The following is a 12,956-nucleotide window of genomic DNA, read 5'->3' on the forward strand; positions in this document are numbered from 1 at the left end:
AACCGTCGGACCGGATGCCCCGGAATAGACGAAGCCCCTGGCGCAATAGCGCAAGGGGCTCTTGCACAAAGATGCTACCCGAGGAAGCGAGGCAGGACCGAGGTGGCAACCTTCGCGACGTCCGATCAGCTGCTGGTGATCATCGATCCGGCGGCACGGCAGACCGACGGGGAGTCCGTACGGATCGCGAAAGACGTGCTCAGCGCGGGTGCGACCACCAAGGTCTGTCTGCCGGAGGGGCCCGAGGAATTCGCCCGGGCGCTCGGCCGGCGAGGGTCCCGGCGCCCGGTCGTGGTCGGCGACGACCGGGCGCTGGTCCGCGCGGTGGCCCTGCTGCACCGGCAGCGGGAGCTGGCCGGATGTGCGCTGTCGGTGGTGCCGGTGGGTTCGACGGCCCTCGCGGAGTCCCTGGGTGTGCCGGGCGGGGCGGTGGCGGCGGCACGGGCCGTGCTGGAGGGGGCCGAGCGCCGCCTGGACCTGCTGGTCGACGACAGCGACGGCGTGGTGCTGGGTGCGCTGGGCATTCCGCCGGCGCGGGCGGCTGCCGCCGAGCAGGTGAGCGCCGCCACGGGCGGGGACTGGCTGCGCACCACGTACCGCTCCCTGGTCCGCACCCTGGCCCCCCGCCCGGCCCGCCTGGCCACCGTGCCCGCCCCGGGCCCCACCCGGCTCCGGGTGGAGGTGGACGGCGAGACGGTCGTGGACCTGGACCAGCCGGTCGAGGCGGTCACCGTGGCCCCGGGTACGGCCGGTGCGGCCTCGGTGGAGGTCCGGCCCCTGTCGGTGGGCGCCGAGGCGACGCCGCTGCGGGCGTCGGGGCGGATGGTGACAGTCACCGGGGCGGACTTCCGCTACCGGGCGGACTCGGCCGTGTCAGGGCCCGTGCGGCGGCGGACCTGGCGGGTGGTGGAGGGGGCCTGGGGGCTCACGCTGCCGCCGTCGTCCTAGCCGGTCCTCGACCGCCCTGGGTCGCCGGTCGTCGGCTGTTTTCGGCCGACCGGTCCTGGATCACCCTGGGCCGTCGGTCGTCGGCTGTTTCGGCCGGCCGGTCCTGGATCACCCTGGGCCGTCGGTCGTCGACTGTTTCGGCCGGCCGGTCCTGGATCGCCCTGGACCGTCGGTCGTCGGCTGTTTTCATCCGGCCGGTCCTGGATCGCCCCGGTCGGTCCTCGATGGTCCTGGCCGGCCGACCCTCGATCAGCCCTCGGCACACAGGGTACCCAAAGGGACACGCACAGTGGCGGAGATGGCGAAAATCGGCACCCTAATGGTCTGGTGACAAATATTTAACCGCCCTGACCCCTTCCCGACCCCCTGCTCGATCCACCATCCTGCTCCATCAGGATCTTCTGACGGAACAGGGAAGGGGCCACCCGATGGCAGTGGACGAGGGCGTCGCCCCGGCGGCAGAGACGGATGGCGACGGCACGGTCCATCGACTGAAACCCAATGCCATCGGGCTGCTCGGCGTGGTGTTCATGGCCGTCGCCACGGCCGCGCCGATCACCGCGATGACCGGCAACGTGCCCTTCATGGTGTCCTCCGGCAATGGCATCGGGGCACCCGCGAGCTATCTCGTCGCAATGGTCGTCCTGGCAATCTTTTCCGTGGGCTTCACATCGATGGCAAAGCACATCACCTCCACGGGCGCCTTCTACGGCTTCATCTCCTACGGCCTGGGCCGCACCGCAGGACTGGCCTCCGGGCTGCTGGCGACCTTCGCGTACGTCGTCTTCGAACCGGCGCTGATCGGGATCTTCTCCACCTTCGCCACGAACACCCTCAAGGACCAGACGGGCATCCACGTGCCGTGGTGGGCGTTCGCGATCCTGATGCTGGCGATCAACGCGACCGGCACCTGGTTCGGGGTGAGCGTCGCCGAGAAACTGCTGGTGGCGCTGCTGGCCACGGAGGTGACGGTGCTGGCCGCGATGGCCGTCTCGGTCGCCCTGCACGGCGGCGGGCCGCACGGGTTCACCTTCGCGCCGGTCAACCCCGTCAACGCCTTCAAGGGGACGTCCGCCGGGCTCGGGCTCTTCTTCGCCTTCTGGTCGTGGGTCGGCTTCGAGTCGACGGCGATGTACGGCGAGGAGTCGCGCGACCCGAAGAAGATCATTCCCAAGGCGACGATGATCAGCGTGCTGGGCGTCGGCGTCTTCTACGTCTTCGTCTCCTGGATGGCCATCACCGGCAACGGCGAGGCGGAGGCCGTGAAGGCCGCCTCCTCCGCGAACCCGCTCGCGATGTTCTTCGACCCCACCGAGCGCTACGTCGGCCACTGGGCGGTCGACGTCATGCAGTGGCTGATGATCACCGGCTCGCTGGCCTGCGGCATGGCGTTCCACAACTGCGCCGCCCGCTATCTGTACGCCCTCGGCCGGGAAGGCGTCCTGCCCTCGCTGAAGAGGACCGTCGGCCGCACCCACGCCCGGCACGGCTCCCCGCACATCGCGGGGCTGGTGCAGACGATCGTCAGCGCGGTGCTGATCGGCGCCTTCTGGGCGGCCGGCAAGGACCCGTACACCGGGACGTACGTGCTGCTGGCCATCCTCGGCACCATGGCGATCCTGGTCGTCCAGGCCGTGTGCTCGTTCGCGGTGCTGGTGTACTTCCGCACCCACCAGCCCGCGAGCCGCCACTGGTTCCGCACCTTCACCGCGCCGCTGGTCGGGGGCATCGCGATGCTCGCCGTCGTCGTGCTGCTGGTGTCCAACATGGGCGCGGCGGCCGGGCCCGAGTCCGGCTCGCTGGTGCTGAAGGCGACGCCGTGGCTGGTGGCGCTGGTCGCGGGGACCGGCATCGGCTACGCGCAGTACCTCAAGCGACGCTCGCCCGAGCGGTACGCGCTGCTGGGCCGGACGGTCCTGGAGGAGACGAAGGAGCGCTGACCGCGGTCAGCGTCCGAACCTCACCTCCCGGACGGTCCCGGAGGAGACGAAGGAGCGCTGACCGCGGTCAGCGTCCGAACCTCTCCTCCCGGTACGTCTGCCAGCGTGCCATCATCTCGGCCACGTCCTGCTCGATGAACTCGAAGAAGGCCAGGGTCTCGGTCAGCCTGCGCCCGGCCGGTGTGTCGGCGCCCAGGCCGGCCACCCCCTCCCTGAGGGCGTCCTCCCAGCGCTTGATGATCGCCTCGCGGCTGGTGAGCGCCTCGTACCACTGGTCGCTGTGCACCCGGTACCGCTCCCGGCGGGAGCCGGGCTCGCGCTCCCTCGACACCATGTGGACCTGCGCGAGGTAGCGCACGGCACCGGAGACGGCCGCAGGGCTGATCTGCAGCTGTCCGCCCAGCTCGGCCGAGGTCAGGGCGCCGGTGTCGGAGGCGAGCAGGGCGGCGAAGACGCGGGACGGCATGCGCGGCATCCCCGCCTCGACGAGCTGGGCCGCGAAGTGCTCCACGAACCGCGAGACCGACTCCGGATCCCGCTCGGTACTCGACTCCGTCATACCCCTCACCCTATCCGGTGTTCATTCGCTTCCTTAACTTCACAAATTTCTGAATGCAGCGTACGTTCGGAGCCATGACCAAGGCCATCACGGTCTGCGGACTCCACAAGTCCTTCGGCCGTACGCGTGCGCTGGACGGCCTCGACCTGGACGTCGAGGCCGGTGAGGTGCACGGCTTCCTCGGACCCAACGGCGCCGGCAAGTCGACCGCCCTGCGCGTCCTGCTCGGCCTGCTGCGCGCCGACGCCGGCGCCGCGCAGGTGCTGGGCCGCGACCCGTGGACGGACGCCGTGGAGGTGCACCGCAGGATCGCCTACGTCCCCGGCGACGTGACCCTGTGGCGCAACCTCTCCGGCGGCGAGGTCATCGACCTCTACGGCCGGCTGCGCGGAGGCCTCGACACCCGTCGCCGGGCGGAGCTGACCGAACGCTTCGAGCTCGACCCCACCAAGAAGGGCCGCACCTACTCCAAGGGCAACCGGCAGAAGGTCGCCCTGGTCGCCGCCTTCGCCTCGGACGTGGACCTGCTGATCCTGGACGAGCCGACCTCGGGCCTGGATCCGCTGATGGAGGAGGTCTTCCGGCGCTGCGTCGAGGAGGAGCGCGACCGCGGCCGCGCGGTCCTGCTCTCCTCGCACCTCCTGAGCGAGGTCGAGGAACTCTGCGACCGGGTGAGCATCATCCGCGCCGGCCGCACGGTCGAGAGCGGCTCGCCGGCCGACCTGCGCCACCTCACCCGCACCAGCGTCACCGCCGAACTCGCGGGACCGCCCGACGGGCTGGCCCGGCTCCCCGGCGTCCACGACCTCGACGTACAGGGCCGCCGCGTCCGCCTCCAGGTCGACACCGACCGGCTCGACGGCGTGCTGCGGCAGCTGGGCGAGGCGGGCGTGCGCTCGCTGACGTCGAGACCGCCGACCCTGGAAGAGCTGTTCCTGCGCCACTACCGGGACGAGGTGTCACGATGACGGCTCTCGCGGTACCGGCGTCCCGCGGCGGCTCCCGGCAACTGGCCGGCACCACCACCCTGTTGCGCTTCGCGCTGCGCCGCGACCGGGTGCTGATCCCGGTCTTCGTCGCGGTGAACGCGCTCATGGTCCTCTCCATGCCGGACACCCTGAAGCACCTGTACGGCACGTCGGCCGAACGCGCCGACCTGTCCCGCCAGTTGACGGCCAACGCCTCGCTCCGGGCGCTGATCGGGCCGGTCTTCGACACCTCGGTCGGCGCGCTGACCGCCTGGCGCGCAGGGGTCTACGCAGGCGCGCTCGCCGCCGCGATGAGCCTGCTGATCGTCGTACGGCACACCCGGGACGAGGAGGAGAGCGGCCGGCAGGAGCTGGTGGTGTCGGGGACGGTGGGCCGCCGGGCCCCCCTCGCGGCGGCGCTGCTGGCGGCGGCCGTCGCCGACGCCGCACTGGCGCTCCTGGTCGCCGCCGGTCTGGCCGGACAGGGAGCGTCGGGCGCCCTGGCCTTCGGACTCGGCCTCGCGGGCGTCGGCATGGTCTTCGCCACGACGGCGGCCGTCGCCGCCCAGCTGACGGAGAGCGCACGCCTCGCCCGGGGCCTGACGGCGGCCGTGCTCGGCGCGGCCTTCGTCCTGCGCGCCGCGGGCGATGCGGCGACGGACGCGGGCACTTCCCCGGCCCTCGGCGGCGCAGGCTCCTCGGTCCTGACCTGGCTGTCCCCGCTGGGCTGGCTGGAGTACCTGCGGTCCTTCGCCGACGAGCGGTGGTGGGTGCTGCTGCTCCCGGCGGCGGCGGTGGTCGCGCAGGGCGCGCTGGCCCACCGGCTCGCCGGACGCCGGGACATCGGCATGAGCTTCCTACCCACCCGGCCCGGACCGGCCACCGGCCGCCTCGGCACGGCGGCCGCGCTGGCCTGGCGCCTGCAACGCGGCAGCGTCCTCGGCTGGTCCCTGGGCTTCCTCCTCGCCGGGGCCGTCTACGGCGGGCTCACGGACGGCGCGGCCGGCCTGGTCCGCGGCAACGACAACGCGCGGCGGATCGTCGAGCGGATGGGCGGCCGCAGTGGTCTCACGGACGCGTTCCTCGCCTCGGCGGTCGGCATGCTCGGCCTGGTCGCGTCCCTGTACATCGTGGCCTCGGTGCTGCGTCTGCACAGTGAGGAGACATCGGGCCGGGCCGAACCGGTGCTGGCCTGCGCGGTGGGGCGACCGCGCTGGGCCGCGGGCCATCTGGCGATCGCCTTCGGCGGCTCGGTGCTGATCATGCTCCTGGCGGGCCTGGGCTTCGCCGTCGGCCACGGCAAGGAGGTGGCCCCGGTCCTGGGCGCCTGCCTGGTGCAGCTCCCGGCGGTGTGGGTGGTCGGCGGAGTCGCCGTCCTGCTGTTCGGGGTGGCCCCCCGGCCGGCACCGGCCGCCTGGGGCGTCGCCGTGGCGGTGCTGCTCATCGGCTGGGTGGGCCCGGCCCTGGACGCCCCTCGGTTCGTGCTGGACCTGTCCCCGTTCGGACATCTGCCGAAGCTGCCGGGCGGGGGCATGGAGTGGGCACCGGTGCTGGTCCTCACCGGGCTGGCGGTGGTGCTGGTGGCCGTGGGGCTGGCGGGGCTGCACAGACGGGACGTCAGGTCGTGAGGCTGCGGTTGCGGGTGGGGTCACGGGCGCCGATAGTGGGAGAGCAGCCGCGTCCCGATCAGTGATCCCCCGGCGGAGTGTCCGTACGGCGCCGGAGAGCGGACCTGACGACCAGTCGGCGAGGCTGTCACCTCCCTCGCTTTCGGAGAGGAGTCTCCTCATGCGCAAAAACGCCCGCGCACGCCGTCTCCTGACGGCGCCGACGGTCTTCGTGGCCGGGGGCCTGATGCTGCTGCCGACGCAGGCACGTGCCGAATTCGCCGCCACCGCCGCCGACGCTCCGCGCATCTCCGGAGCCGCCTTCCAGATCCGCAACGTGCAGACCAGCAAGTGCGCCACGATCGCCGGGGGAACCCTGACCGACAACAACATCGAAATGGTCCAGTTCACCTGCGACACCGACGGCTCGCGCCGCTGGAAACTGGTCAACTTCAACGGCGACTCCTACCAGATCCGCAACGCGAGGACCGGCAAGTGCATGACCATCGCGGGCGGCACCCTGCCCGACAACAACCTCAAGATGGTCCAGTTCACCTGCGACAGCGACACCTCGCGGCGCTGGCGGGTGGCCAACTGGAACGGCTCCTCCTACCAGCTCGTCAACGCGAAGACCGGCAAGTGCGCGACGATCGCCGGCGGGACCCTGCCCGACAACAACCTCCAGATGGTCCAGTTCACCTGCGACACCGACCCGTCGCGGCGCTGGGTCCTGCGACTGGCCGGATGACGCCGACGCACCCTCCAGGGGTCGCGGCGCGGCTCAGCGCATCGCCACCCGCAGCCCTTCCAGCCCCCGGATCACGAAGTTCGGCTTCCTGCTGGGCTCCGCCGCCAGGGTCAGGGTGGGGGCCTGCTCCAGCAGGGCCGTCATGGATGCCGCCAGTTCGATGCGGGCCAGCGGTGCGCCGATGCAGTAGTGGATGCCCGCGCTGAAGGAGATGTGCGGGTTGTCCTTGCGGGTGAGGTCGAGCTTCCCGGGGTCCTGGAAGACCTCCGGGTCGTGGTTGGCGGAGCCGAAGAGCAGGGCGATCTCCGCGCCCCTGGGAATCACCGTGCCGTCGATCTCGATGTCGTCCAGCACCCAGCGCTCGAAGAGCTGGAGCGGGGTGTCGTAGCGCATCAGCTCCTCGATCGCCGAGGGGACCAGCGAGTGGTCCGCGCGGAGGGCGGCGAGCTGGTCCGGGTTGCGGAACAGGGCGTACCAGCCGTTGACCGTGGCGTTGACGGTCGCCTCGTGCCCGGCGTTCAGCAGCAGGACGGCCGTGGAGATCATCTCCTGCTCGGTCAGCCGGTCCCCCTCGTCGTGGGCCGCGATCAGGCCGGAGACCAGGTCGTCCCCGGGCTCCTTGCGGCGCGCCGCGATCAGCTCCCTGAGGTAGTCCGAGAACTCCACCGACGCCCGCACCGCCCGCGCCGCGGTCTCCCCGGACGGATTCAGCTCGTACATCCCGCAGATGTCCGCCGACCAGGGGCGCAGCCGGGCGCGGTCCGGCTCGGGGATGCCGAGCATCTCGGCGATCACCGCCACCGGCAGCGGTTCCGCCACGTCCGCGAGCAGGTCGCCACCGCCCGCCCCGACGAGCTTGTCCACCAGCTCGGCGGCCAGGCCCTGCACATACGGCTTCAGCCGCTCCACCGTGCGCGGGGTGAACGCCTTCGACACCAGACGCCGGATCCGCGTGTGGTCCGGCGGCTCCAGGTCGAGCATGCCGTGGTCGTTGAGGGTGTGGAACGGCTCGTGCTCCGGCGGGGGCGCGCTCCGGCCGAAGTCCTCGTGCGTGAACCGGTGCTGGTAGGTGCGGCCCAGGCGGCGGTCGCGCAGCAGCGCCGAGACGTCCGCGTGGTGCGGGAGGAGCCACTGGTCGGTCGGCTCGTACCGGATCACCCGGCCGCGGCCGCGCAGCCCGGCGTAGGCCGGGTAGGGGTCGGCGAGGAACGCGGGGTCCCAGGGGTCGAACGCGAGGTCGGTCTGGCCTGCCATGCGGGGACGCTAGCGCGCCGGCCCGGCGTCTGGCCAGGGGTGTCCGCCCCCGGCGTCCTCCCCGCTCAGATGCGGTCCGCGAGCAGGACGTAGTCGTAGTAGAGGGGGTCGCCCTCTTCGTCCACCGGGTATGCGTAGCTGCTCTGGTTCGACAGGATCACCTTGAGCTCCGGCAGGGCGTCGAAGCCCAGGTCGTTCTCCTCGACGGCGTGGCCTCGTTCCGCGAACCGTTCGACGAGGTCCTCGCCCGGCGTGCGGAAGACGTCGAGCCCGTCGAGCAGCACCCGCACGTCGGCGCCCTCGTTCCGGAACCGGTACAACTCCACGCCGCTCAGCGCGCCCTTGGTGAACCCGAGCACGACGTCCATCTCGAAGTCGTCCTGCCTGAGCACGATCTGCCCCGGCTCCTCGTCGGCCGAGACGGTCCGGAAAAGACCCCACTCCGCCACCGCGCCGCGCGCCTCCTCGACCGACATGCCGAGCCGGAGGCGCGCCACGCCGACATGCGGCAGGAGTTCCAGTTCCATGTTCACTTCCTTGATCGCGCGCCCCTGGCCCTCACGCCGGGGGAGCGCTTGTGCCAGGCGATGCCGCCCTGTTCGCCGGCCGGCTCGGCCGGGGTACCGATGACGTCGGTGACGATGGCGAAGAACCGGCTGCCCACGTAGGCCTGGCCGGCACGGGGATGTCCGCGCAGGACGGGACACGCCGTCAGCCCGGTGTCACCAGTCGTGCCTCGTAGGCGAAGACCGCCGCCTGGGTGCGGTCGCGCAGGCCCAGTTTCACCAGGATGCGGCTGACATGGGTCTTGATCGTGGACTCGGCGACCACCAGCCGCCCGGCGATCTCCGCGTTGGACAGGCCCTGGGCGATCAGGATCAGTACCTCCGTCTCGCGTTCGGTCAGCTCCCCGTACGCCGCCTGGGCCGCCGGCATCATGCGCGGGGACTCCGAGAGCCGGGAGAACTCCGTGATCAGCCGCTTGGTCACGGAGGGGGCCAGCAGCGCCTCGCCGGAGGCCACCACCCGCACCCCGTCGGCCAGTTGGCGCGCGGAGGCGTCCTTGAGGAGGAAGCCGGAGGCTCCCGCGCGCAGTGCCTGGTAGACGTACTCGTCCAGGTCGAACGTGGTCAGCACCAGCACCTTCGCCGCCCCGTCCGCCGCGACGATCTCCCGGGTCGCCTCGATGCCGTTCAGCTCCGGCATGCGGATGTCCATCAGCACCACGTCCGGCGCCAGTTCCCGCACCCGCTCGACCGCCTGGCGGCCGTTGACGGCCTCGCCGACGACCTCGATGTCCGGCATCGCGTTGAGCAGGACCGAGAAGCCCTCGCGCACCATCATCTGGTCGTCCGCGATCAGTACGCGGATCGTCATGCCTCATCCTCGATCGCGGTGTCGGCCGCCGGCACCGGCAGGAACACCGTCACCTCGTACCCTCCGTCGGCGGCCGGGCCCGCCGTCATCTCCCCGTTCAGCATCGAGACGCGCTCGCGCATCCCGGTGATGCCGTGCCCCGCGCCCGGCGAGGGCTTGATCAGCGCCGGGGCGGGCGCCGGACCGTTGACGATGCGCAGGCCCAGGCCGCCGAGCACGTACCCGATCTCGACCCGCGCACCCGCCCCCGGGGCGTGCCGCAGTGTGTTGCTCAGCGCCTCCTGCACGATCCGGTACGCCGACAGCTCGACGCCCTGCGGCAGTTCGCGCACCGCTCCGGTCACCGCCTTGTCCACCTCCAGGCCGGTCCCGCGCACATTGGCGAGCAGCCCGTCCAGGTCGGCGAGGGTGGGCTGCGGGGCGTCCGGCACCTCGTAGTCCTCCGCGCGGACCACTCCCAGGACCCGGCGCAGCTCGGTCAGGGCCGCCACCGCGTTCTCCCGGATGGTGACGAACGCCCTCTCCAGCTCCGGCGGCGGGTTCTCCACCCGGTAGGGCGCGGCCTCCGCCTGGATGGCGACCACCGACATGTGGTGGGCGACCACGTCGTGCAGCTCGCGGGCGATGGTCGTGCGCTCCTCCAGCAGCGTGCGCCGCGAACGCTCCACGGCGGTCACCGTCTGCTGGGCGGTCACCTCCCGCTGGGCCTGCCTGCGGATGTGCCGGACGGTGACGGCGAGCAGCAGCAGCGCCGAGACGGTCAGCATCTGGCTCACGTCCGAGCCGCCGTACCCCCAGCCGGAGAACGTCTCCAGGACGAAGCCGTAGACCCCGGTGAGCACCCACATCCAGGCCGCCGTCCGCGGGCGGGTGCGTATCGCGACGACCGTGAGCACCGTCAGGTGGGAGACGAAGCTGCCGGGCCCCCACGGCCAGTCGAAGCCGGTCGCCCCGCCGACGACGGAGGTGACCGTCGTAGCGGCGAGCGAGAACCAGAACGCCCCCACCGGACGCGCCAGGAGCAGCAGCACCGGCCCCAGTGCCAGCGCCCCGCACAACAGGGACGGCAGCCCGGCGCCGCTCGTGCTCGTCATCGCGATCAGCATCGCCAGCAGACCGAGGCCGGTGACCACCGCGTGCGGTGTCCAGGCCAGGTATTCCCGCATGCGGGGGGAGCGTCGGGCGAGCCGGCCGTCCGGCTCCCTCCGGGGCAGCGGGCGATAGGCGAACGCGTCGTGGAACAGGTCCTGCCGCAGCCCGTGCAGGGCGTCCGCGGCGAGCCGGTACTCGGGGCTGCGCTGCCGCCCGGTCCCGCCCGCCGGTGTCGTCTGCGTGTACGTCGTCTGGGTCACGTGGGAAACGGTAGGCCGACCGCGGGCCGAGGTCGTCACCTTGCAGAACGGTCCTGGGACATCCCCCTCAGGTACTACGGGCGGCCGACGGTCAGTCTCCGACAGGTACTACGGGCAGCCGCGGTCAGCGTCCGACAGGCACCACGGGCGGCCGCGGTCAGCGTCCGGACGGCCTCACCAGGCCCGACTCGTAGGCGAAGACCGCCGCCTGGGTGCGGTCCCTGAGGCCCAGCTTCACCAGGATGCGGCCCACGTGCGTCTTCACCGTCTGCTCGGCCACGACCAGCCGCCCGGCGATCTCCGCGTTCGACAGGCCCTGCGCGATCAGCGCCAGCACCTGTGTCTCCCGCTCCGTGAGATCGCCCACCCGCTGCTTGAGCGGGGCCCGGGGCGTGCCGTCCAGACGGGAGAACTCGGCGATCAGCCGGCGGGTGATGCCCGGGGCGAGCAGCGCGTCGCCGGCGGCCACGATCCGGACCGCCTCGGCGAGCTGGTCCGCGGAGGCGTCCTTGAGGAGAAACCCGGAGGCACCCGCCCGCAGCGCCTCGTACACGTACTCGTCCAGGTCGAAGGTGGTCAGGACGAGGACCCTGATGTCCGGGTGGCCGAGGGTGATGCGGCCGGTCGCCTCGATGCCGCCGACATCCGGCATCCGGATGTCCATCAGCACCACGTCGGGGTTCAGTTCGGCGGTCCTGGCGATGGCGTCCCGGCCGTCCACCGCCTGCCCGACCACCTCGATGTCGGGCTGGGTGTTGAGCAGCACGGTGAAGCCCTGCCGGACCATCTGCTGGTCGTCGGCGATGAGTACCCGGATGGTTCCGGCGCCGCTCGTCATGGGGTCTGTTCTCCTGTCGGGGGCGGGCCGGACGCGGTGGCGGGCGGGCCGCCGTCCCGCGGGAGGAAGGCGGAGACCGTGAACCCGCCGTGCCGGGTCGGGTGCGCGGTGACACGGCCGCCGAGCATCGCCGCGCGCTCCCGCATGCCGAGCAGCCCGTGTCCGGCGCCCTGCGGGGGCGGGACGGGCTGCCGCGGACGGGAGTTGGTCACCGTCAGGTTCAGCCCGGCCCGGGAGTGCGTGACCTCGACGCGCACCCGGGACCCGGGCGCGTGCCGCAGGGCGTTGCTGAGCGCCTCCTGCACGATCCGGTACGCCGACAGCTCGACGCCCGGAGCACAGGGCCGCACCCCTCCCGTGACCTCGGCGGTGACGTCCAGCCCCGCCGCACGGGTGTTCTCGATCAGCGCGTCGAGCCGGTCGAGGGTGGGCTGGGGGGCGTCCGGGGCCGGTCCCGTGGCGGGATCTCCCAGGCCGTAGGGGTCCTCGGGGTTCTCCGAGCGCAGCACGCCGAGCACCCGGCGCAGCTCGTTGAGCGCCTCCAGGGCGTTCTGCCGGATGCCCGCGAGGTTCTCGGTCAGCTCCGGCGGCGGGTGCTCGACGAGGTGCGGGGCCACCTGGGCCTGGATGGAGATGACCGACATGTGGTGCGCCACCACGTCGTGCAGCTCGCGCGCGATACGGCTGCGCTCCTCCAGCAGGGTGCGCCGGGCCCGCTCCTCGGCGGTGAGGGTGGTCTGCTCGACGAGTTGGGCGCGCGCCACCCGGCGGCCGCGCAGGGCGATGCCGAGCACCACGACGACCGTGGAGAGCACCACCGCGACGACCCCGGTGGGCTGGTAGTGCGCCCCGCCCCACACGCCCTCCAGGACGTAGGTGGCCAGCACGGTCAGGGCCAGCGCCTCGACCGACACCCGGGTGCGCACCCGCAGCGCGAGCAGCAGCAGGACGAGCAGGTGCGCGATGATGCCGGCCGCGGTCCAGGGCCAGGTGAACTCCTGCCCGGCGCCCGTGCCCTGCGTTGCGTGGACCGCGACGGCTCCCAGCACGGTCGCCGTCATGGACAGCCACCAGGCCGCGACGGGCCGCCACATCGCGAGGACGATCGCGCCGCCCGACGCGAGACCGAGCGCGTAGGCCGGTCCCGGGCCGAGTCGTCCGCCGTCGCCGAGCTGTGCCACGGCGCCGAGCGCGACCACGGACGCGGCCAGGCACAGCACCCCGTGCGGCAGCCAGCGCAGCCACACCGAGGGGGGCAGCGGATCCGGCCGAACGGTCCACAGGTCGTCGCGCAGCACCCGCAGCCGGCCCCTGGCCCGGCCCCCGAGCGCCCCGAACGCCCGCTCCCCCGTGTCCGTCACACGG

The 12,956-nt window shown here is 72.3% G+C and carries 12 protein-coding genes; 5 read left to right on the forward strand and 7 right to left on the reverse strand.

The window, feature by feature from the left end:
* The first annotated feature begins 102 nt into the window (after window positions 1-102).
* A complete protein-coding gene (locus ACZ7P3_RS01320) occupies window positions 103-948 on the forward strand; it encodes a diacylglycerol kinase family protein (protein WP_472078290.1) in 846 nt (281 codons plus the stop codon).
* 428 nt (window positions 949-1,376) lie between these two features.
* The gene (locus tag ACZ7P3_RS01325) at window positions 1,377-2,888 is read left to right on the forward strand and encodes an APC family permease (RefSeq protein ID WP_472078291.1); all 1,512 of its coding nucleotides are present in this window, start codon (window positions 1,377-1,379) and stop codon (window positions 2,886-2,888) included.
* 67 nt (window positions 2,889-2,955) lie between these two features.
* Here ACZ7P3_RS01325 and ACZ7P3_RS01330 read toward each other — a convergent pair whose 3' ends face one another.
* On the reverse strand, window positions 2,956-3,447 hold the full coding sequence (locus ACZ7P3_RS01330) for a GbsR/MarR family transcriptional regulator (protein ID WP_472078292.1): 492 nt from the start codon (window positions 3,445-3,447) through the stop codon (window positions 2,956-2,958).
* A 74-nt stretch (window positions 3,448-3,521) separates the two neighbouring features.
* On the opposite strand from ACZ7P3_RS01330, the gene ACZ7P3_RS01335 reads away from it, so the two are divergent.
* The 3 genes from ACZ7P3_RS01335 (at window position 3,522) to ACZ7P3_RS01345 (ending at window position 6,770) form a co-directional block, all read left to right on the forward strand.
* Complete coding sequence (locus ACZ7P3_RS01335) at window positions 3,522-4,415, forward strand: ABC transporter ATP-binding protein (protein WP_472078293.1); 894 nt, start codon at window positions 3,522-3,524, stop codon at window positions 4,413-4,415.
* Window positions 4,412-6,043 carry an ABC transporter permease gene (locus tag ACZ7P3_RS01340; protein WP_472078294.1) on the forward strand — a complete coding sequence of 544 codons (1,632 nt, stop codon included), beginning with the start codon at window positions 4,412-4,414 and terminating at the stop codon, window positions 6,041-6,043. Before ACZ7P3_RS01335 ends, ACZ7P3_RS01340 begins: the two co-directional genes overlap by 4 nt.
* A 160-nt stretch (window positions 6,044-6,203) precedes the next feature.
* Window positions 6,204-6,770, forward strand: coding sequence for an RICIN domain-containing protein (locus tag ACZ7P3_RS01345; RefSeq protein WP_472078295.1), 567 nt, complete (start codon window positions 6,204-6,206; stop codon window positions 6,768-6,770).
* 33 nt (window positions 6,771-6,803) lie between these two features.
* Here the strand turns inward: ACZ7P3_RS01345 and ACZ7P3_RS01350 are convergent, their stop codons facing one another.
* The 6 genes from ACZ7P3_RS01350 to ACZ7P3_RS01375 form a co-directional block, all read right to left on the reverse strand.
* Window positions 6,804-8,024 (reverse strand): cytochrome P450, encoded by a 1,221-nt coding sequence (locus tag ACZ7P3_RS01350; protein WP_472078296.1) that lies wholly within the window; start codon window positions 8,022-8,024, stop codon window positions 6,804-6,806.
* 65 nt (window positions 8,025-8,089) lie between these two features.
* Window positions 8,090-8,551, reverse strand: a complete 462-nt coding sequence (locus tag ACZ7P3_RS01355) for a hypothetical protein (protein WP_472078297.1) — start codon at window positions 8,549-8,551, stop codon at window positions 8,090-8,092.
* A 184-nt stretch (window positions 8,552-8,735) separates the two neighbouring features.
* A complete protein-coding gene (locus tag ACZ7P3_RS01360) occupies window positions 8,736-9,401 on the reverse strand; it encodes a response regulator (protein WP_472078298.1) in 666 nt (221 codons plus the stop codon).
* A complete protein-coding gene (locus ACZ7P3_RS01365; RefSeq protein WP_472078299.1) occupies window positions 9,398-10,753 on the reverse strand; it encodes a sensor histidine kinase in 1,356 nt (451 codons plus the stop codon). Before ACZ7P3_RS01365 ends, ACZ7P3_RS01360 begins: the two co-directional genes overlap by 4 nt.
* Before the next feature lie 157 nt (window positions 10,754-10,910).
* The gene (locus ACZ7P3_RS01370) at window positions 10,911-11,591 is read right to left on the reverse strand and encodes a response regulator (protein WP_472078300.1); all 681 of its coding nucleotides are present in this window, start codon (window positions 11,589-11,591) and stop codon (window positions 10,911-10,913) included.
* On the reverse strand, window positions 11,588-12,952 hold the full coding sequence (locus ACZ7P3_RS01375; protein WP_472078301.1) for a sensor histidine kinase: 1,365 nt from the start codon (window positions 12,950-12,952) through the stop codon (window positions 11,588-11,590). The genes ACZ7P3_RS01370 and ACZ7P3_RS01375 overlap by 4 nt, the downstream gene beginning before the upstream one ends.
* Window positions 12,953-12,956 lie beyond the last annotated feature (4 nt).

This window comes from Streptomyces sp. NPDC107581 (genome assembly GCF_055657175.1).

Bases quoted from the DNA above. Each gene is read 5' to 3' on its own strand.
- ACZ7P3_RS01325 (WP_472078291.1), top strand. From the start codon at position 1,377: ATGGCAGTGGACGAGGGCGTCGCCCCGGCGGCAGAGACGGATGGCGAC.
- ACZ7P3_RS01330 (WP_472078292.1), bottom strand. From the start codon at position 3,447: ATGACGGAGTCGAGTACCGAGCGGGATCCGGAGTCGGTCTCGCGGTTC.
- ACZ7P3_RS01335 (WP_472078293.1), top strand. From the start codon at position 3,522: ATGACCAAGGCCATCACGGTCTGCGGACTCCACAAGTCCTTCGGCCGT.
- ACZ7P3_RS01340 (WP_472078294.1), top strand. From the start codon at position 4,412: ATGACGGCTCTCGCGGTACCGGCGTCCCGCGGCGGCTCCCGGCAACTG.
- ACZ7P3_RS01345 (WP_472078295.1), top strand. From the start codon at position 6,204: ATGCGCAAAAACGCCCGCGCACGCCGTCTCCTGACGGCGCCGACGGTC.
- ACZ7P3_RS01350 (WP_472078296.1), bottom strand. From the start codon at position 8,024: ATGGCAGGCCAGACCGACCTCGCGTTCGACCCCTGGGACCCCGCGTTC.
- ACZ7P3_RS01355 (WP_472078297.1), bottom strand. From the start codon at position 8,551: ATGGAACTGGAACTCCTGCCGCATGTCGGCGTGGCGCGCCTCCGGCTC.
- ACZ7P3_RS01360 (WP_472078298.1), bottom strand. From the start codon at position 9,401: ATGACGATCCGCGTACTGATCGCGGACGACCAGATGATGGTGCGCGAG.
- ACZ7P3_RS01370 (WP_472078300.1), bottom strand. From the start codon at position 11,591: ATGACGAGCGGCGCCGGAACCATCCGGGTACTCATCGCCGACGACCAG.